We start from the raw sequence: 20,741 nt of genomic DNA on the forward strand, positions 1-20,741 counted from the left end.
AGTATCTGCTTTAAACCAAGGGGCAATAGGCCCTTGTAATACAAAAAGACACCATAAATGGTGTCTTTCTTTGTGTTTTATTAACCGCGAGGAATAAAACCGACGGCGTCATACACAGCTTTAAGCGTTTTTTCGGCACGAATACTTGCTTTTTCCGCACCTTTTTTCATGATTTCGTTCAGCAGAGTTTGATCTTCACGGATTTCTTTAAAGCGCGCTTGAATAGGCTCAAGCATATTCACTACCGCATCGGCAGTGTCTTTCTTCAAATGGCCGTACATTTTGTCTTCGTACTCTGGCACTAACTCTTCAATTGAGCGTTTAGTTGCAACACTTAGTAGAGTCAGTAAGTTGGATACTCCTGGCTTTTCAACACGATCAAAGTAAATGCGTGCTTGCTCATCTGAATCCGTTACCGCTTTTTTCAGCTTTTTCTCTATCTTCTTCGGTTCGTCCAACAGCATCACAAAACCATTTGGGTTTTCGTCTGATTTTGACATCTTCTTGCTCGGGTCTTGCAAACTCATAACACGAGCGCCAAACTCTGGAATATAAGGTTCTGGGATCTTAAAGACATCGCCGTACAAGTTGTTAAAGCGCGTTGCGATATCGCGGGTCAACTCAAGGTGTTGCTTTTGGTCTTCACCAACCGGTACTTGATCCGCTTGATACAATAAAATATCCGCAGCTTGCAATACTGGATAGGCGAATAAGCCAACATTTACGTTATTGGCGTGCTTTGCTGACTTATCTTTAAACTGCGTCATGCGGTTTAATTCACCCATCTGTGCATAACAGTTCAGCACCCAACCTAGTTGAGCATGCTCAGGAACCTGTGATTGCACAAAAAGTGACGATTTATCTGGGTCGATGCCGCAAGCAGTATATAGTGCTACGCCGTCTAATACGCGATCGCGTAGTTGCTGTGGCTCTTGGCGAACCGTAATGGCATGCAAGTCAACCAACATAAAGTAACAATCATGATCGTTTTGTAGTTTAAGCCACTGGTTAATGGCACCTACGTAATTGCCTATTGTCATACCACCGGTTGGCTGAATACCACTTAATACTACAGGTTTACTCATGTCGTTCCTTTATTTCTTCATTGAATTAACGTTGATTGATAATGGGAATAATATCTAAGAATCCATCACAAAGGTACTGTGGATTGAACTCTTTCAAATCGAATCCTTGATTATACCCATAATTTAGCGCAATCACAGGTATCTTAGCGCCCTGAGCGGCCAAAATATCGCTTTTAGAATCCCCAACCATGATTAGCTTATCCGCAGATATACCAAGACGCTCGGCTGCCAGCAATAGCGGAGCTGGTGACGGCTTTTTGTCAGTGTCATCACCACAGACGATACAATCAAAATGCGAAGTGAGATTTAATTTATCCAGCAGTTTTAGCGTAAATGCACGATTTTTATTTGTCACGACGGCTTTTGGGACTGTGGCAAATGCAAATAGCCCTGTCTCAACATGCGGATACAAACCCGCATACTGACCAACTAATTCGTCATAATGCACTTTAAAACGTTCAATGGCGGTGTGCGCTAAACTTTCGGATAAGTCTTCGCTAACTTCATGGCTTCCGCTTAGGCCTCTTTTTACTAACATATCGATGCCGTTACCTACCCATTCACGCACCAGAGCATGACTAACAATTGGGTGAGCAAGCTCAGACAGCGTTAAATTGAGCGCCATGTACATATCCTCGACGCTATCAACTAACGTGCCATCGAGGTCAAATAAAATACCCTCAAAACGCATTATTTTACCTTTGCTAATTCTTGACGCATGGCGTCTATTACCGCTTTGTAATCGGGTTGATTAAAGATAGCGGAACCCGCAACAAACATGTCTGCACCGGCCGCTGCAACCTCAGCAATGTTGTCCACCTTAATTCCCCCATCCACTTCAAGACGAATATCGCGACCGGAAGCGTCAATCCGTGCTCTCGCTTCTTTTAATTTCTCAAGTGTATGTGGGATAAAACTTTGGCCACCAAAGCCCGGGTTTACTGACATCAAGAGGATTTGATCAATTTTATCCATCACATGATCAAGATAATGCAGCGGTGTGCCCGGATTAAATACCAAGCCCGCTTTACAACCTGATTCTTTAATCAGCGCAAGGCTTCTGTCTATATGCTCGCTGGCCTCTGGGTGAAATGTAATAATGCTCGCTCCGGCTTTAGCAAACTCGGGAATTAGACTATCTACAGGCTTTATCATCAAGTGTACGTCGATAGGAGCAGTAATTCCGTAATTTCTTAATGCGTCACAAATCATTGGACCAAAAGTTAAATTTGGCACATAGTGATTATCCATTACATCGAAATGAACCACGTCGGCACCTGCTGTCAGTACCTTTTCAACATCTTCGCCTAACCTCGCAAAATCTGCGGATAGAATGGATGGTGCAATTAAAAAATCAGACATACTTTTCCCCTAAACGTAAGACCGCGATACTGTACCGTAAATTGCCCAAAATGTCTGCGATTTAAGGCGCTTTATGATTGTGCAATAAACGAACATTGTGTATCATTATGTGATATTTAACTTCTGGGGATAGGGTTATGGTTTCTAGATATAAAGCACGGATTGCTCTGCTTGGGACGGTATTAGCCGTGTCGGCAGGGGTATTTTCTTTCGACAATGATGAAAGTCTTGCCGCAAATTACTCCGCATGCGCTTGTAGCACTGGCAATTTAAGCAGTCGAATAAATGCAGTGGAATGTCAGCAAGAAGCGCACACCAGTTGGGCTGCGTGGTTGACTGGCGGTAGTTCGAGTGGCCAATTCCATTATTTGGATTTGCTTGAGTTATTACTTGGCTCTAAAGACAATCAAAGCAGTAGTAAAGTTTCATCTCCTTACTAATACCAGTTGAGCCAATCAACTGGTAAGAGGTAAACACTATGGCTTCTTCCAATAGTAAATTCGCGTTAATTCAAAGTGTCTGTGCGGCAATGTTTGGTGTGCAGAGCGGTCAAAAACAAGCATATGACTTTAACAAAAAGCATTTTTGGCCGTTTGCTTTTGCGGGCATCGTTTTTGTCGCCGCTTTTGTCATTGGCTTAATTTGGTTTGTAAATGGTGTAGTTTTGGCTTAGTCCTTTATGCCGCTGCAAATTACGAACGGTGATATAGCGCCATTAGCTCGTCAACTTTATTCCGCCCATTACCCTTTGGGCTAATTGTACGTTTCACCTTTATCACATCTAGCTTCGCTTGATTGTAAATCTTTCGTGTCCACACCGTATCGTGATTGGAGATTAACACTGGCGTTTGCTTTTCAAAAGCCGCAGTTTCCGCAAGATTCGCCAGCTGTGCTTGATCGTCTAAGTTAAACCCACCTTTTGCATAGCTAGTAAATGACGCAGTTTTGCTCAAAGGTACATACGGAGGATCGCAATACACTACCGCATTCTTTGGCATGGTTTCAAATACTTGGCTGTAACTTTGACAGGTGAAAGTAGCCTGTTGAGCCTTTTCAGCAAACACATATAACTCGCGCTCTGGAAAGTAAGGCTTTTTGTATTTACCAAAAGGGACGTTAAAGATCCCCTTGAGGTTATAACGACATAAACCATTGTAGCCATGGCGGTTCATATATAGAAATAGAATCGCACGCTCATACACATCAATGCTTTCGTTAAACTGTTGTCGATACGCGTAATACGCATCTGGATGGTTATTCAGCTCGACGAATAGCCTTTTAGCGTCACTGATAAATTCATCAGGAATACGCTTCAACTCTTTATACAGGTTGATAAGATCAGCGTTAATGTCATTTAAGACATAATGCTTAAACTGAGTGTTAAGGAAAACAGATCCCGCTCCAACAAAAGGTTCTACTAGCGTGTCGGCTTCATTACTTGCTGCTTGTAGGCGCTTAGAAATATCTTCTACTAAGCTGTATTTTCCGCCTGCCCATTTTAAGAAGGCTCTAGTCTTTTGTTGCATGCTCGTTCTATGTCGTGAGTGGTTGCGCGATTTTACACTAAATGTGGCTAATTACCGAGAGACTGAGTAATTTCTTGTTTAATTTTACTCATTCTCTTAAAAAATGGCTGACCTTTTTGTAGCGCTTCTGGCAATACTGCCTTTGCTTGCTTCGCTGAGGCCAAACTCTCGTAAGCATCAGTAGTAACTACAAACCAAGTTCGGCCATTTCTTAAAACAGTAAACTGCTGTGTTACTACCTCGTTATGCTCCGCCATAAACCCAGCTGCAATCTCACTTTCTGTCACTGCAAGTAACTGGATCACCCATTCACCATCTGAGCGACTGAGATACCAAGGGTTTCCCGTCAATAGTTCAGGCTCTGCGTACTGAGGCTCTGTTACTGGCGATAAAGTGGCAGGAGTACTATCAACATCGGCTTTTTCAGGTGTAACCGCTTGCTCTGATAGTGCGTTATTGTTGTTTGTCGTATCTTCTTTTGTTTCGGTTAGTGCAGATAAAATACTGCCAACAGGCGCTGTTTCGACTTGCGTTGGCGCTTCGGTTGGCAACTCTGGTTGCACGTCGTTTTCAATTTCAACTTTTTCAACTGTGGTATTTGGCGCCTCAAATACCACTTGCGCATCAATAGCGGTGGCTACTGTTTCTTCATTATCTTGAGTTGGCGTCCAGTATCGTTTTAATTCTTGCTTATACACTAAAGCAACCATTAACGCTGTTAATACCAAACAAAGCGCAATGACATACCATTGCCATTGTGATTTGCTACCTACTTTGGAGCTTTGTTCACGTAAATTTAGACTCTGCTGCTGTGGCTGCCAAGAAAGTAAAACACTCGGATTACCTCGAGCTTCAGCAACAAACGTATTAAAAATAGGATCTTCGTCAGGCGGTAAGTCTTTGTAAAACATGCTCATCAAGCGCTTACTCTCGAGCACGGATAAAGGCTCGATATGAATATCCAGACTTTCAGGGATCAGCTGAGGCTGCTGCGCCGTAGCGAGTATGTAAATTGTTTCGCGAGAAGATTTTGCGAGCTTTTGTAGTTGTTCCGCAAGCTCTTGGGTTAAATGCCTGACGTTGTCTAACACCCATAAGCATGGTCCACAAGCTTGTTCATCATGGAGCAACATGAAGTTTTCACTTAGAGATAACTTCTGATCAATGAGAGGACTGCGAAAGCTATGCTCAAGCAGCTGCCGTACCACATCAAACTCTTGAGTATTGGCAGTCAGCTTTACAAACGCTTTGTTAAAGTCTGGGTATTTATCAGTAAGAAACGATTCCGCAAGGTAGCTTTTACCAAGACCTGAAGAGCCGACTAAGGTTATCAGGTTTTGGCCATAGTCGAATTGCATAGCAATTCTATCTACCAATGCAGCTCTGCTTGGTAAAATTTGCGACTGCATTTAACGACCTATTAGAGTTACCACGGTTTCATCGCTAACATCATCCACTAGCGCACATTGGCCTAGTTGCGTAGGAAGAATAAAGCGAATTTTGCCTTGTTTGTTCTTTTTGTCTTTGCGCATATGTTGTAAAAACTGCGCTGCGGTCATCTCGCTTGGCGCTTCTGTCGGTAATTGATAAAGCGCAATAACACGACGGATCTTTTCAACATCAGTAGTACTAAGCGCGCCGCGCTGACAAGCCAAATTTGCAGCTATCATCATACCGGCAGCAACGGCTTCACCATGCAACCAATTACCATAGCCCATTTGCGCTTCAATCGCATGGCCAAAGGTGTGACCCAGATTAAGTAATGCACGCAATCCCGCTTCGGTTTCGTCTTTGGCGACGATCTCGGCTTTTATCGCACAACACTTATAAATAACTTGTTGAAGGCTGTCAGCATCTAGTGCGCTGAGCTGAGGATGCTGATCCGTTAATGTATCAAGAAAAGATGCGTCATAGATCAACGCATATTTAATGACTTCAGCCATACCCGCAGCAAACTCTCTTGCAGGCAATGTACTTAAGGTCTTGGTGTCGATAAAAACCGCTTTTGGCTGATAGAAAGCACCAATCATGTTTTTACCTAGCGGATGATTTACCGCAGTTTTACCACCAACCGATGAATCTACTTGTGACAGCAAAGTCGTAGGGATTTGAATAAACGGAACACCACGCTGGTAGCATGCCGCAACAAAACCAGTCAAATCGCCAACCACACCGCCACCGAGGGCAATCAAACACGTATCACGACCACAATTATGCTCGAGCAAAAAGGCAGAGATCTTTTCAAACCATTCTAGCGATTTGTATTGTTCACCATCAGGGATAACAAAATGTAGCGGTTTTTGAGCGTCAAATATCGCTAAAAGATTGTCTAAATATAAAGGTGCTATGGTGGTGTTGGTGATGATAACAGGACGACTTTGCCCAACATACTGCTTAAGTCGTCCTTCATCAGATAAGAGATGTTCACCGATAAAGATGGGATAGCTCCGCTCGTTTAAATCAACCTTTAATTCAAGCATGGCGTCCCTCCTACGGTGTTGTTATATTAGAAATCTAATTTTTCAATAATTTGGTTTGCAACTACTTTAGCGCTTTGCTCATCCGTGCGAACAACGTGATCTGCCACTTCTCTATATAGTGGTTCACGCTCATCAGCTAAGCGCTCTAGTACGTCACGTGAGTCTTCACTGGTTTGTAGTAATGGACGACGCTTATCACGCTGAGTACGAGCTACCTGTTTTTCGATCGGCGTTTCTAGGTAAACAACAATACCGCGCGCAGACAACTTGTTGCGCACTTCTTTGCTGATCACAGAGCCACCACCTGTCGCTAACACAATGCCTTGCATTTCTGTTAGGTCAGAGATGACGCTTTCTTCACGCTTGCGGAACCCCTCTTCGCCCTCGATATCGAACACCCAAGAAATATCGGCACCTGTGCGGCGCTCAATTTCCTGATCCGAATCGAAAAATTCAAGGTGTAATTGATCTGCAATGTGACGACCAATCGTGCTTTTACCAGCCCCCATCGGGCCTACTAGAAATATATTACGTTTCTCAGCCATATCTTTTTAGTACAAACGAACTCTAAAATTTGAAATAAAACCCCGCCTAACGACCTGGCCCCAAAATTAAGGAGGGGATTATCTCAGTAATCCGTGAACAATTTCAAGTCAAACCACGCAAAAAGCGCAATACTTTTACTGTCAACGGGCCTATAAACTGTCTTGAATGATCTTAGGCGTCACAAATATCAGCAATTCTCGCTTTTCATTAATATCACGAGAGTTCTTAAACAATAGACCTAAATATGGGATATCGCCCAAAATTGGGATCTTACTTACTGCCGTTTTCACTTCTTGCTGATAGATACCACCCAGTACGATAGTTTGACCATTTTCAACCAGTACTTGTGTTTGGATCTCTTGGGTATTGATTGCCGTCGCCGGGCCATTTGGCGTTTGCACGGTATCACCTTTAGTGTCTTGTGTAATCACTAAGTCGAGAATTATTTTATTATCAGGTGTGATTTGCGGTGTCACCTCCAAGCTTAAAACCGCTTTTTTGAAGCTCACCGTCGTTGCACCACTTGATGATGCCTCTACGTAAGGAATCTCTGTACCTTGCTCGATACGCGCCTTTTTCTGGTTAGCTGTCGTGATGCTTGGCGTCGCGATTATCTCACCTTTATTTTCTTGCTCCAGTGCAGACAACTCAAGATCTATCAAAGTGCCATCAGCTAATTTCGCAATGTGCATACCAATACTGCCAGCAGGGACTCCTTTTACGCCTAAATTAACGTTTAAGCGGTTTTCCAAAGACGGAATATTGCCATTGGATAGCGCATTCGCACCGTCTAGCGTACCAGAGATGGCATCACTGCCTTGCTGATCGCTAAAGCCCCAGCGGACACCTAAGTCTTCTTGTACTGTGTCATCTACAGTAACCATGCGTGACTCTATACGCACCTGTTTTACCGGCACATCTAAGGTTTCAACCATCCGACGAACACTTTCAATACTGCGTGAGGTGTCTTTAATTAATAAAGTATTAGTACGTTTATCAACCGATACACTACCACGATGACTAATAATAGAGTTGATATCGGTTTTGAGTAAGTCAGCAAACTCTTCCGCTTTCGCGTAATTAAGTTGAATATACTCGCTATATAATGGTTCTAGCTCTTCTACTTGCTGACGCGCTTGTAATTCCTTGGCTTCTCTAGCAGCGAGTTCTTCAGATGGCGCGACCATCAAAATAGAGCCATCCATACGCTTATCTAGCCCTTTCACACGTAACACAACATCAAGCGCTTGATCCCAAGGTACACCATCTAAACGCAAGGTTATATTGCCAGATACGGTGTCACTCGTTACTAGGTTAAAGTTGTTTGTATCGGCGATGATCTGTAGTACGGAGCGAATTGGAATATCCTGAAAATTCAACGTGATCGGCTGACCTTTATATTCTTTTTTATCGCCAAAGGTTTTATTACCTTCGTCTTTTTCAACTGATAAGGTAAAGATGTTATCAAGCTGTTGATAGGTAAACTTGAATGCCGCATTTGGCTCAATCACAATGCGGCTTTTATTGTCTTCTTTAAAGGTTTCTATGCGAGATACCACAGTGCCAAAATCTAACACATCGAGTTCGTATAGCAGGTCTTCTGCAATATCGATATGGTGGAAGTCCGCAATGATTTTACCACCGCGCTCTTGTACATCGATGGCCGCTTGGTTGTGCTCAAGAAACGCAAGTACTTTAGCTTCACCTTTCTCACCGCGACGAAAATCGATAGCTTGAATTTGGTTGATAAACGCAGTGACTTTTTGACTTTGATCTTGTTCAGAGACAATCGGTTTATTAGACACTTCCACTATCACAAGGTTATTCTTAACCTCGGTTTTATATAGCTTCAGCTCATCCATGTTGATGGAAACGGCAAAACCACCATCTCTGAGTTCACTGGTAATGCCTTGAATACCAGCTTTATCAATACTCAAAGCTTTTAAGCTTTCTTCAAACTCAGCCTGCTGGAAAAACAATTCAATACTGGTGCTTTCGCCGACAACACGAACTTGTGGCTCTGTATTGAGTTTTTCATCAAACACCAGTTGTAGCTGAGTTTCCCCTGTCGGAACGGGGTTATAGCGAATGTCATACAACATAGGAATGGCATGCGTAATTGACGAAAGGCCAACTAAGGCAACACCGAGCACAGAACGCCATAATGTTCGAGTGCTTTTAATGGTTGATTTTATAACGTTATTGTTAGTATTCACTCGTGCCACCTTGTTCCGCTTCTAACATTTCCACTTTTGTTAGCCTTTCTTTCCAACATCCCGTTCCATCTGGGATCAATTCTAATAATTCTAAATGATCGGCATGTACACTCAGCACTTTGCCATGATACAGGCCCATATATTCACCACGCTTTACACGATACAAGCCTTGCGTCGCCGCTTCGATTAGCGCCCAACGACCATCAGACTTGGCAATAATGCCTTTCATACGTAGATTATCCAACGGAAATTTCTCCAATGGATAGCGATCTCTATCTGGATCTGGGTGTAAACAGTTTTTAATTTGAACTAGTTTATTTTCAATCACTTCAGGCTGGGGCGCAACAAAAGGGCTACGCAATTCTGAAGCGCTATACTTAAATGGCTCATAATTTTGCATTTCAGGTATAGGCTCGATTTTTGGTGTTGAGCTTGCTTTTACCTGATCAATAAATTCTTTTTGTTCTGCAGTACTATCATTACAACCCGAGATGAACATCAACGAGGTCACGCAGAGCATCAGTCGGATCATTTCTGACCTCCTTGCTCATAACGATAAGTTTTTGCCACAACACTAAATACCAGCTCGCCATTTCCTGCATTTTCGATTCTAAAATCATGTAGGCTGACTATACGAGGTAATTCAGATACCTTACTCACAAACTGACCAAATTCATGATACTTACCTATCACTTCTAGCTTAATCGGCAATTCGGTATAAAACTCTTTACGTACCTCTGGCATCCAGCCAATTTTTAGGAAGGTTAATCCGCTTGAGGTACCAACGTAAGTCAGATCATCAAGTAGTCCAGGCGTTTCGTTGGAGCTTGGCAGTCGTCTCAACAGCTCAGTGAATTGCGCTTCCATATCAATCATTTGCTGTTTATATAGCTCTAGATTGTTTGCTCTTGCGTATTTAATCCGGTAGCTCGTTCTCAGCTCTTGCTCTTTTTTAACCGCTTGGTCGTAGCGGTCAATGGAACTTGAGACCATCAGGTTATAACCCAATACCATCATTAGTAAAACCACCAGAACGGAGCATAAAACTTTTACAGGAAATGGCCAATGACCAATATTATCGAGCTCCAGCTCATTCCAATCTATTTCTTTTAAACTGTTTAAGTCAAAATTCATGCACTGTGCCTCCGCCCTATTTCGCTTTATCGGCTAAGTGGATGTCGTCATGAGACTTAATATAAAAATGCATCGTAAAATCACTCAGTAATTTTGAACTTTGCTCACCGGCTACTATGCCTTGGATCACCGGCCGCTCTATTAAATATGATGATTCAACTTGTCGTAGCATTTGCGATAAGCGGTTGTTTGATTCACTCCGACCAATGACTTTGATCATATTGTCTTGTCGCTCAAGACTGGTGAGATAAACCCCAGCCGGAACCACTCGCGCTATTTCATCGATAATTTGCGTGCCGAGACTGCGGTTGAGTTGCAACTCCTCAATAAGCCGAATACGGCGCTGTAAATTTTCTTTTTGCTTATTCAGGTCGTTAATCGCAACTATCCGTGAATCTAGTTGAGTGATCTCGCTTTCGAGATAGCGGTTTTTAATTTCTTGCCCGGTTTTTAAGCCGTCATAGAAGCTGCCAAGCATGTACATTAACAACAGACAAGCCGCGATGATCACCGCAATGATAGTCAGAAAGATTTGTTGCGACGCTTGCCTTTGCTGCTCGCGCCAAGGAAGCAAATTTATATGTGGCATGATGAGAAGCTCCTTAATGCCAAGCCTGTCGCTAAGGCGAATTGCGCTTTATGCTTTTGCAGCACATGCCTATCTACTTTTGGTGCAATCTCCATATCAGTAAACGGGTCTGCCACTATTGTGTGGATCCCAAGCTCATCAATGAGCAGTTTATCTAAGCCATCCACTAAAGCCGTTCCACCCGTCAACACGATGTAATCGATATGATCTTTACCACTGGTCGTCATAAACATTTGCACTGCTCGACGAATTTGCTGCAGCATAGAAGTTTGGAAAGGAGCCAAGACTTCAAAGGTATAGTTTGGAGGTAAATCCCCAGTCGTTTTCGCCAGTTCTGCTTCATCGTAGGTTTTGTTGTAATAAGCAACAATGCTGTTGGTATATTGCTCACCACCAAACACTTGATCACGAGTGTAAATCGTTTTCCCAGATTGAATAACGCTAATCAGCGTAAGCACTGCGCCAATATCTATCATTGCTACGATTTTATCAAAGGCATCATTTGGCAGTTCAGGGTAAATGACATCCATGGCTCTACTTAGTGCGTAGTTTTCTACATCAACAACTTTCGCTTTGAAACCCGCTTCTTCCAATGCGCCAACCCGTGCTTGCACGCTTTCGGTACGAGCCGCAGAGAGCAGCACATTCATTTTTGACGGATCGGCTTCGTTTACTCCAATTTTTTCAAAATCTAGACTAACTTCATCTAACGGGTAAGGGATCAGGCTATCTGCTTCTATTGCTATCTGAGACTCGAGTTCAGCATCAGTTAATGACACATCCATAAAGATCACTTTTGTAATCACGGTCTGACCGGATACGGCAACTGCTGCATATTGCGTGAGCTTTGGAATGCGCCGCTTCATTTTAGTTATCGCGTTGCCGATCGCTTCAATGTCTTGAATGGCCCTTTCATTTACTGCTCCTTTCGGAATAGGTTCAATCGCAACGGCTTCTACTCGGTAGCTGGAACTTGTCTTCGACAGCAACACCGCTTTGACACAATGGGAGCCGATATCGATCCCTATCATCAGAGGTGCTTGTTTTTTTAGTAGTTGGCTCAGCATGTGAAGCGCCCGTTTCCTTTTAAGACTGTGTACCATAAAAATTTAGCACACAAAAATATTAATCGTTTTTTAATCAAGATATACTAGCAGTGTCTACCTGTAATTGGGAGTCTAACTAGGGATAATTCCGTGAAATTATTGAAAAGATTTTTACAATTCGTTTTTGTTTGTACCCTTTTAGGCGTGTTGACACTTATCAGTCTTTATTATTATGTCAAATCTGACATACCAAGTGTAGAGGTTTTGAAAGATGTTCAACTACAAACACCCATGCAAGTCTTTACACGAGACGGAAAACTCATCAATCAATTTGGTGAAAAGCGCAGGATCCCTGTACGTTTGCAGGATGTTCCACTCCCCATGCGAAAGGCATTCTTAGCGACAGAAGATAACCGCTTTTACGATCATTTCGGCGTAGACCCGATAGGTATCGTCCGCTCCGCTATAGTGCTTATCACCACAGGGCAAAAAAAGCAGGGAGCCAGTACGCTCACCATGCAACTTGCCAGAAACTTCTTCTTAACAAGAGAGAAAGCCTATATTCGTAAAGTGAAAGAAATCTTTATTGCGTTGCATATTGAGCAACTATTAACGAAAGATGAAATTTTTGAGCTTTACTTAAACAAAATTGAACTGGGCAATCGCGCCTTTGGTATCGGTGCTGCAGCGCAAGTCTACTACGGTCGCTCACTATCAGAATTAACTTTAGCAGAAATGGCAATGATTGCAGGCCTGCCAAAAGCGCCTTCTGCGTTAAATCCAATTCGTAACCCAGAGCGCGCGCAATTGCGCCGGAATGTTGTGCTCGGACGAATGCTTGCTGAAAAGTATATTACCCGCGCAGAATATAGTGAGGCGACACAAGCTCCTATCACGGCTAAATTCCATGGCGCCGAAATCGAGCTGTATGCACCTTATATTTCTGAAATGGTTCGCGCCTATATGGTTGAGCGTTATGGTACTGATAAGGCTTACAACTCTGGCATGAAAGTTTACACCAGTGTGGAATCAGACATGCAACAGGCTGCTCAGCATGCATTAGTTGATAATTTACATGCCTACGATATGCGTCACGGCTTTAGAGGCGCAGAAGAAACCTATTGGCATGCTGAAACGGAATCGCCGCTAAGCCATGAAGGCATTATTACTCGCCTTAAAAAGGTCAATGAAATTGGGCCGTTAAAAGCAGCTGTGGTGCTAAGCATTGCAGAGAAAACGGCCGACCTGCTCTTAAAAACCGGTGAGCAAATTACATTGGAATGGTCAGGCTTAAGTTGGGCCAGACAATACATCAGTGAAACGCGTCAAAGCTTACCACCAAAAACAACCGCAGATATCCTCGCGCCGGGCATGCAAGTGTTTGTCCGTAAACAAGACGACGGCTGGATGTTAAGTCAGTTGCCACAGGCATCCAGTGCCCTCGTCTCACTCGACCCGCAGGATGGGCGTGTAAAGGCGATTGTGGGTGGCTACAGCTTTGAGCTTAGCCAATACAATCGCGCTACCCAAGCTAAGCGTCAGGTGGGTTCAAACATCAAACCCTTTATTTATTCATCCGCATTAGAAAATGGCTATACCCTAGCCACCATTCTTAATGATGCCCCGATTAATCATTGGGACAGAAGCGTTGGCGTGGCTTGGCGTCCAAAAAATAGCCCTGAAGTGTATAACGGCCCAATCCGTATTCGCCGAGCGCTTGCACAATCGAAAAACGTGGTATCTGTTCGTTTGATCAAAGGCGTTGGCATAAATAAGGCTGCTGATCATTTGCTTAAATTTGGTTTCCAAGACGCAGATATTAATCGCAGCGAGTCGTTGGCACTTGGTAGTGCTGCACTGACTCCTATTGAAATGGCGCGCGGCATGGCCACTTTTGCCAACGGCGGTCACCTCATTGAGCCGTATTTTATCGATAAAATTACCGACTCATTCGGCACTGAGCTGGGTTCTGCAGAGCCGCTATTGGTCTGCGACGAACAGCAGATGGAAGAACAACCTGAGCGCTGTGCACCGCAAGTGATTTCGGAGCAAAACGCATTTCTGATTGCTGATGCGCTTCACAGTGCTATCTGGGGTGGTGGTAGTTGGAAACACGATACGGGCTGGAGCGGCACTGGCTGGCGTGGTCAATGGTTAAAACGTCGTGACCTTGCTGGAAAAACGGGTACCACCAATGACTCAGTAGATACTTGGTTTACGGGCTTTAACCGTAATGTCCTCACCACAGTCTGGGTTGGCTTTGACGATGCGAGTAAATCCTTGGGTCGTGCGGCCTACAACGCTAACCTTGGTAATAATCAACTTGTTGGCGCAGAAGCCGGAGCGATTTCAGCACAACCTGCTTGGATAGACTTTATGCGTGAGGCACTTAAAGATGAGCCTTTGGCTCCGATAGAGCCGCCTCCAGGGCTTATTTCAACTCGGATTGATTTAAAGACAGGGCTTTTGTCTCGCAAGAACGACTACACATCTCGGTTTGAATATTTCGAGCAAGGTACGGCCCCAACCAAGTACGTATTGGATACGGATAGCAGCACACCGTTTGACGATACCGCGCCGCTACCGACTCACGAAGAGTTATTCTAAAATAGAAATGCCGATACAGATGTATCGGCATTTTTGTCTTATACCAGTTGTATTATATCTATTTTCTTAAAAGAGTTATTTTAGATTTTGCGTCAGCCAGAATAAATCGGAATGTATTCCCGCTGCTGTCACTTCTTTACCTGCCCCCGGGCCTTGGATCACCAGCGGGTTTTGTTCATACCATTTAGTGTGGATCACAAAAATATTATCACCCGGCGTTAAATTCGCGATTGCCGAGCCATTTGGTACCTGTGCAATGCCTACTTTTGCAGACACTTTGCCATTGCTTGCAATTTCAAGCGCACCAGTATAACGAAGCGCAGCGTCATTCGCTGTGGCCTTTGCATAGTGTGTCGCATAAAAGTCATCGAGTTGCTGGCGATTTTCTAAAAACGTTTGCCATGAACCCACACTCAATGACTCAGGCATTAACGCCTCTAATTCAATATCATCAAGCTCAAGTTCAATGTCTAACTCTCGTGCTAAGATCAAAAGCTTACGCTGCATATCACGGCCAGATAGATCTTCGCGCGGATCGGGCTCAGTAAAACCAAGTTCTTGCGCCCCGAGCACTAGCTCAGAAAATGCTTCAGAACCATCATAGCGACTACACAGCCAAGATAAAGTGCCGGAAAAGACGCCTTCAATTCTCACCACTTCATCGCCACTATTTTGCAGATCAGCCAACGCAAAGTTAATGGGTAGACCTGCGCCAACACTGGTGTTGTAACGCCATAACAGGTTACGCTCTTGTAACTGCTGACGCAGCTTGGAGTACCAACCTTGTTGTGCCGTACCGGCATATTTATTAGCGCTGATCAAATGGCAGTCATGTTCAACAAACTGCGGATACAACTCGCTGAAACGCTCGCTCGCAGTAATATCGACCACCACTTTATGCTCGTAATCTAGCTCTTTAATACGAGTGAATAGCTCTGCTTCATTATATTCGATGGCCTCATTTTGCCATTGCTGTTGCCACGATGCTAAATTCAACCCGCTTGGACAGAACAACATTTGCTTAGAACGCAGTAAGCCAACCAACTTAAGATCAAAGTGCTCACTCAGCTTAGCGACTTGGTTTTTGCATTGTTCGATAAACACTTCACCCACATTGCCAACACCAGCTACAATCACAGCAAGCTCTCTGCCTTTATTGACCAAACGTTCGTGCAATATAGCAAGTAGATCGCTATCAATTGCTTGATCGGTTAACACTAAGCTGTAATGGCGCTCTTGCAGCACAAAACGGGTGACAATCGCATGTTCATCCAATAATTCCAGAGCTTGCTGATGTAAGCCAGCAACATCCTGACTTGGGGCAACAATAGCAAAGCCTTGTACTTGCGACTCAATAATATTGGCTCGCGAATCCAGCGCTTTAATCACAACATGGCTAAACTCAGATGGCACCAGTAAGTGTGCCTCTCCACCTTTAACAAAATGATGAATGCTATGTTGAATAAGCTGGCTTAGCTGTTTCACTTCACCACTTTTTAGCTGCTCAACGCGTAACAGGTCAAGTTGTCCAAAAGTGGTAATAAAGCGCTTCTCTTTGCTATAGCCTGCCTTTACTATCTCAGTGCCAAGTGCATCGGCGTCAAAGCTGCTGCGAACTTGCAGTTTTATATCGGTATCTTTAAGTGGAGACAGCGTTTTTGCATGTAGTACTGGATTACCTAATCGTGCGAGTAATTCAGCTTGGCCACGACATACCTTTGTGTATTTTATGGCATTGGCGACTTTACGTGGATCAGTGCTGAATACACCCGTTGTATCCGTCCAAATTGATACTTGAGCCGCATCAAGATAACTTGCCAACAAAGTCGCGCTATAGTCACTGCCATTTCGGCCTAAAGTCACCGTTTCACCTTGTGCATTTGCGGCAATAAAACCGGTAACGATATAGATAGCGTGATCATCAATTGCGCGATAGCACGCTTCTTTGTTATGGGCGTGTAGTAACACCCCCTCTTGTTGTACAAATAACGTACGAGCGTCGATAGCTTTGGCTTCGATACCTTGAGAACTTAGGTAGTTTGCTAATATACGAGCCGACCATAGCTCTCCATGTGCAAGTAAACTCGCGTAGTGAAGATGCTGTTCTTCTCGTCCTGAAGCGATTGCTTGCAGCTCATTGACAAGCTGTTTGAGTAACACACTGTGTTGTTCACCTACAAACAGGGCATCAATTAATTCACGTTGATGATTTTCAACTTGTAATAAAACATCGTTGAATGCGCGAACATCTTGCTGCTCAAAGCTTTGCCATAACTTCACTAGGGTATTCGTTGTTTTTCCTGCAGCAGAAACCACAACACTGTCACCTAGTTGACATTGCTCTAACACTATCTTGGCAACCGCCTGATAACGCTCTGGCGAGCTTAAACTCGAACCACCAAACTTATGTACTACTTTTGCCATTTACTCACCACAACGCTACTGTATGTGCAGGCGTTAATTTGAATGACTTAGCATCATCACTCGCCTGACTTTCATCAATACATGCAAATCCCGCTTCCAGATCTGCAATGAGATCCTGTGCATCTTCAATGCCTACAGAAATACGAATCAACGTGTCGCCCACTCCCGCTTCTAAACGTGCTTGCGGATCCATACCCGCGTGTGTCATCGTCGCTGGATGACAAATAAGACTCTCAACCCCACCTAAAGATTCTGCCAATGAAAAGTGCGTTAGAGACGTTAAAAACTTCGCAGATGTTTGCAGATCGCCTTTGATATCAAAGCTCACCATGCCACCAAAGCCGAGCTGTTGTTTTTTCGCAAGTTCGTGTTGAGGATGCGACTCAAGGCCAGGGTAATAAACTTGGCTAACATACGGCGACTTTTCTAAATATTCTGCAATAAGCTGAGCATTTTCTTGATGTTGGCGTAAACGCACATTTAAGGTGCGCAGTCCACGTAGGGTAAGGTAACTATCAAAAGGTGCACCGGTAATACCGATATTATTCGCCCACCAAGCTAACTCATCACCCAATTCCTGTGTACGCGCGATCACCGCGCCCCCCACTACATCAGAATGACCATTGATATATTTAGTGGTTGAATGCACGACGACATCCACGCCAAAGGCAATGGGGTTTTGTAATGCAGGAGACAAGAAGGTGTTGTCAGCGGCGACCAAAGCCCCCACAGCGTGTGCTGCATTTACGACAGCTTCTATATCCGTTAACCGCAAAATTGGGTTACTTGGTGTTTCAATCCAAACTAATTTAGGTTTGATCTGCTGCAGCTGCGCAAGACTTTCAGGTTGCGTGAGATCCAAGACTGTTAATTTGAGTAATCCACGCTTTGCAAGCGATGTAAACAAGCGATAGCTACCACCATAGCAGTCATGTGGAATAACCAGCGTATCGTCATGGTTAAGCAGTTGAGTTACTAGGTGAACGGCAGCCATGCCAGTGGCGGTAATAATACCACGAGCACCACCTTCAAGTTCGGTAAGTGCCTGTGCAAGCACATCACGATTAAAGTTACCGCTGCGGCCATAATCGTAGTCGCGTTTGGTATCAAAATCGGCAAAAGAATAGGTGGTAGAAAGGTAAAGCGGTGGCACTACTGCCCCATGCGCTTTATCAGCTTCTATACCGTGACGCACTGCTACCGTCGATTTATTAACTTGACTCATAAGGTCACCTAGATAGTTGGATGTTTAGACGTCTAAAAGGTTAGAGCAACAGAAACCAGAAGTCAAAACATTTATACTGCTAAATGGCTAAATAACTAGTATTTGACTATCTTTTTTAAACCGATAAAATTTCGCCACTCTAGGCGTTGCTAATACGACTGAGTTATTGAAAACTATGGCAGAGATTCTTCTATCTCGCTATGGCGGATTAGTTTATTCATCTATTTGAGTTTGGGATTTATCTTTAATTCGTAAGGTTATCCCTATATTCATGCGGTTGGTGAATAATGTAGACCAGAACCCAGTCATATTGGCATTGATGTAACTGAGGCAAGTACACAATTATGGCAAAATGGAACGGTGAGTATATTCACCCATATGCAGAACACGGTAAGAAAGCAGAGCAAGTAAAAAAGATCACGGTGAGCATACCTCTGAATGTACTCAAAGTGCTAACTGATGAGCGTACACGTCGCCAAGTGAATAACTTACGTCATGCCACGAACAGTGAGCTTTTATGTGAGGCGTTTCTACATGCCTTCACAGGTCAGCCACTGCCGAGCGATGAAGACTTGAGAAAAGATAATCCAGAGCGTATTCCTTTAGAGGTAAGACAAATAATGGAAGAGCGCGGTTTGGAGATCCCAGAAATAAACGAAGAGTGATAACTACTCTTTCGCTCTGGAAATACAGACACAAAAAAAGCCTCAATCGAGGCTTTTTCATTTGAATAATACCAATGGTATTATTCCATATATCCAGCTGGCATATCGATTTGTGCCACGCCTGATTCAATTGCAGCTATCGCTACCGCTTTTGCGATACGAGGTAACAAACGTGGATCCATTGGTTTTGGAATAATATACTCAGGACCAAACTCTAGACTATCTACGTCAGCCGCTTTTAACACTTCAGCAGGTACAGGCTCTTTCGCAATCGTTCTAATTGCTTCAACCGCTGCAATCTTCATTTCGTCATTGATAGCGGTTGCACGTACATCAAGCGCACCACGGAAGATAAACGGGAAACACAGTACGTTATTTACTTGGTTTGGATAATCCGAGCGGCCTGTCGCCATGATCAAATCATTACGTGCACCGTGTGCAACTTCAGGGCAGATCTCAGGGTCTGGGTTAGAACAAGCGAATACCACTGGCTTGTCAGCCATTAGCTTTAGATCCTCAGCAGAAAGTAAGTCTGGGCCAGAAACACCAACAAATACGTCCGCATCTGCAATCACGTCTTGTAACGTACGCTTATCCGTGTTGTTTGCAAACAGCTCTTTGTATTCATTTAGGTCATCACGACGAGTATGGATCACGCCTTTTCTGTCCAGCATATAGATGTGCTCACGTTGAGCACCGCATTTGATCAGTAATTCCATACAAGCAATAGCGGCTGCACCCGCGCCAAGACACACAATAATCGCATCATGAATATCTTTACCTTGGATTTCCAACGCATTCAGCATACCCGCAGCGGTTACAATTGCAGTGCCGTGCTGATCATCATGGAATACAGGAACGTCACAACGTTCAATTAGCGCGCGCTCAATTTCAAAACACTCTGGCGCTTTAATATCTTCAAGGTTAATACCACCAAATGTGTCTGCGATATTTGCCACAGTATTGATGAAGTCTTCAGTGGTGTTGTGCTTAACTTCGATATCGATTGAATCAAGGCCCGCAAAACGCTTAAATAATAGTGCCTTACCTTCCATAACAGGCTTTGACGCCAAAGGACCTAAGTTACCCAAGCCAAGAATTGCCGTACCATTACTGATCACCGCAACCATATTTCCTTTACCCGTGTAACGGTATGCATTCGCCGGATCAGCCGCGATTTCACGTACTGGCTCTGCAACACCTGGGCTGTATGCAAGTGCTAAGTCTTTTACGGTCTCGGCAGGTTTAGTGAGTTCAACACTGATTTTACCTGGAACGGGCTTCTCGTGATAATCTAGAGCTTGTTGACGAAAGTCTGTCATGGCGCGATATTTTCCTACGAAGTTAATGTGAGAGTGTGGTAAACGTTCGCATTCTGAATGTTGGCAACCTAGCTAGCTGGTTACAGCAACACACAGTGCGATTAACTATATGAGCGACGACATTCAACCACTCAACAAGCGTATGTGCTTTGCTGTCGCGGTATGTCAATAGGACATATAGTTAATCGACCGTATTCACACAATACCGAGTTTTGCTCATTATTCAAGTAAAATCAGGTCTATCCACTAGCATGGTATTTTCTATACTTTTCCGAGAAGATAAGCTCAATTTTAAGAAATATTTCACAAATAAAATGACTAAAACTTAAAAAACAAGACGCTAAAACCAGCACAGAATGTATAAAATTAGCACAAATGTACACCAACTATAAAAACAATAAGAGAATAGCAACTTAACTAACTTTAACGTCAAGATACCGACATTTAATCGCAATATACTGACTTTAGTTTATATTAAGTGCTCATACCTGATAGTATTTACTATATGAGCTTT

General features: G+C 43.7%; 19 protein-coding genes. 4 read left to right on the top strand and 15 right to left on the bottom strand.

Features of this window, described 5'->3' with window-relative positions; all coding sequences use genetic code 11:
* Positions 1 to 80: 80 nt before the first annotated feature.
* Genes trpS through rpe form a run of 3 tightly spaced genes read right to left on the bottom strand, consistent with a single transcriptional unit; the run spans position 81 to position 2,447 of the window.
* Positions 81 to 1,085 (bottom strand): tryptophan--tRNA ligase, encoded by a 1,005-nt coding sequence (gene trpS / locus PNC201_RS16220; protein ID WP_039494036.1) that lies wholly within the window; start codon positions 1,083 to 1,085, stop codon positions 81 to 83.
* 25 nt (positions 1,086 to 1,110) lie between these two features.
* The gene (locus PNC201_RS16225; protein WP_102057628.1) at positions 1,111 to 1,776 is read right to left on the bottom strand and encodes an HAD-IA family hydrolase; all 666 of its coding nucleotides are present in this window, start codon (positions 1,774 to 1,776) and stop codon (positions 1,111 to 1,113) included.
* The gene (gene rpe / locus PNC201_RS16230) at positions 1,776 to 2,447 is read right to left on the bottom strand and encodes a ribulose-phosphate 3-epimerase (protein WP_010368892.1); all 672 of its coding nucleotides are present in this window, start codon (positions 2,445 to 2,447) and stop codon (positions 1,776 to 1,778) included. Before rpe ends, PNC201_RS16225 begins: the two co-directional genes overlap by 1 nt.
* A 137-nt stretch (positions 2,448 to 2,584) precedes the next feature.
* On the opposite strand from rpe, the gene PNC201_RS16235 reads away from it, so the two are divergent.
* Positions 2,585 to 2,887, top strand: a complete 303-nt coding sequence (locus PNC201_RS16235; RefSeq protein WP_010607067.1) for a hypothetical protein — start codon at positions 2,585 to 2,587, stop codon at positions 2,885 to 2,887.
* A 38-nt stretch (positions 2,888 to 2,925) separates the two neighbouring features.
* Positions 2,926 to 3,120: a DUF2970 domain-containing protein gene (locus tag PNC201_RS16240; protein WP_010607066.1), complete on the top strand. Its 195-nt coding sequence runs from the start codon at positions 2,926 to 2,928 to the stop codon at positions 3,118 to 3,120.
* Positions 3,121 to 3,139: 19 nt separating this feature from the next.
* On the opposite strand, the gene PNC201_RS16245 is transcribed toward PNC201_RS16240, so the two are convergent.
* The 9 genes from PNC201_RS16245 to PNC201_RS16285 form a co-directional block, all read right to left on the bottom strand.
* Positions 3,140 to 3,973, bottom strand: coding sequence for a Dam family site-specific DNA-(adenine-N6)-methyltransferase (locus PNC201_RS16245; RefSeq protein WP_010607065.1), 834 nt, complete (start codon positions 3,971 to 3,973; stop codon positions 3,140 to 3,142).
* Positions 3,974 to 4,020: 47 nt separating this feature from the next.
* The gene (locus tag PNC201_RS16250; RefSeq protein ID WP_102057629.1) at positions 4,021 to 5,382 is read right to left on the bottom strand and encodes an SPOR domain-containing protein; all 1,362 of its coding nucleotides are present in this window, start codon (positions 5,380 to 5,382) and stop codon (positions 4,021 to 4,023) included.
* Positions 5,383 to 6,453, bottom strand: a complete 1,071-nt coding sequence (gene aroB, locus PNC201_RS16255) for a 3-dehydroquinate synthase (protein WP_102057630.1) — start codon at positions 6,451 to 6,453, stop codon at positions 5,383 to 5,385. It lies immediately after the preceding gene.
* A gap of 26 nt (positions 6,454 to 6,479) precedes the next feature.
* Positions 6,480 to 6,998, bottom strand: a complete 519-nt coding sequence (aroK, locus tag PNC201_RS16260) for a shikimate kinase AroK (protein ID WP_010607062.1) — start codon at positions 6,996 to 6,998, stop codon at positions 6,480 to 6,482.
* A 150-nt stretch (positions 6,999 to 7,148) separates the two neighbouring features.
* Positions 7,149 to 9,215, bottom strand: a complete 2,067-nt coding sequence (locus tag PNC201_RS16265; protein ID WP_010607061.1) for a type IV pilus secretin PilQ — start codon at positions 9,213 to 9,215, stop codon at positions 7,149 to 7,151.
* Positions 9,205 to 9,747, bottom strand: a complete 543-nt coding sequence (locus tag PNC201_RS16270; RefSeq protein WP_010607060.1) for a pilus assembly protein PilP — start codon at positions 9,745 to 9,747, stop codon at positions 9,205 to 9,207. Before PNC201_RS16270 ends, PNC201_RS16265 begins: the two co-directional genes overlap by 11 nt.
* Positions 9,744 to 10,349: a type 4a pilus biogenesis protein PilO gene (locus PNC201_RS16275; RefSeq protein WP_010607059.1), complete on the bottom strand. Its 606-nt coding sequence runs from the start codon at positions 10,347 to 10,349 to the stop codon at positions 9,744 to 9,746. Before PNC201_RS16275 ends, PNC201_RS16270 begins: the two co-directional genes overlap by 4 nt.
* Before the next feature lie 16 nt (positions 10,350 to 10,365).
* On the bottom strand, positions 10,366 to 10,938 hold the full coding sequence (locus PNC201_RS16280; RefSeq protein WP_010607058.1) for a PilN domain-containing protein: 573 nt from the start codon (positions 10,936 to 10,938) through the stop codon (positions 10,366 to 10,368).
* Complete coding sequence (locus tag PNC201_RS16285) at positions 10,926 to 12,005, bottom strand: pilus assembly protein PilM (protein WP_010368913.1); 1,080 nt, start codon at positions 12,003 to 12,005, stop codon at positions 10,926 to 10,928. Before PNC201_RS16285 ends, PNC201_RS16280 begins: the two co-directional genes overlap by 13 nt.
* 129 nt (positions 12,006 to 12,134) lie before the next feature.
* Here PNC201_RS16285 and PNC201_RS16290 point away from each other — a divergent pair, with 129 nt between their 5' ends.
* Positions 12,135 to 14,591 carry a penicillin-binding protein 1A gene (locus PNC201_RS16290; protein WP_102057631.1) on the top strand — a complete coding sequence of 819 codons (2,457 nt, stop codon included), beginning with the start codon at positions 12,135 to 12,137 and terminating at the stop codon, positions 14,589 to 14,591.
* A gap of 75 nt (positions 14,592 to 14,666) precedes the next feature.
* Here PNC201_RS16290 and metL read toward each other — a convergent pair whose 3' ends face one another.
* Both metL and metB read right to left on the bottom strand, forming a co-directional pair.
* On the bottom strand, positions 14,667 to 17,015 hold the full coding sequence (metL, locus tag PNC201_RS16295) for a bifunctional aspartate kinase/homoserine dehydrogenase II (protein WP_102057632.1): 2,349 nt from the start codon (positions 17,013 to 17,015) through the stop codon (positions 14,667 to 14,669).
* 4 nt (positions 17,016 to 17,019) lie between these two features.
* Positions 17,020 to 18,240 carry a cystathionine gamma-synthase gene (gene metB / locus PNC201_RS16300; RefSeq protein ID WP_102057633.1) on the bottom strand — a complete coding sequence of 407 codons (1,221 nt, stop codon included), beginning with the start codon at positions 18,238 to 18,240 and terminating at the stop codon, positions 17,020 to 17,022.
* Positions 18,241 to 18,584: 344 nt separating this feature from the next.
* Here metB and metJ point away from each other — a divergent pair, with 344 nt between their 5' ends.
* Positions 18,585 to 18,905, top strand: a complete 321-nt coding sequence (metJ, locus tag PNC201_RS16305) for a met regulon transcriptional regulator MetJ (RefSeq protein ID WP_010368921.1) — start codon at positions 18,585 to 18,587, stop codon at positions 18,903 to 18,905.
* An 80-nt stretch (positions 18,906 to 18,985) separates the two neighbouring features.
* Here the strand turns inward: metJ and PNC201_RS16310 are convergent, their stop codons facing one another.
* Entirely contained in the window at positions 18,986 to 20,227 is a 1,242-nt protein-coding gene (locus PNC201_RS16310; protein WP_102057634.1) for a malic enzyme-like NAD(P)-binding protein, read from the bottom strand.
* Between the last annotated feature and the right edge of the window lie 514 nt (positions 20,228 to 20,741).

The organism is Pseudoalteromonas sp. NC201, from assembly GCF_002850255.1.
In the GTDB taxonomy this organism is placed as follows: Bacteria; Pseudomonadota; Gammaproteobacteria; order Enterobacterales; family Alteromonadaceae; genus Pseudoalteromonas.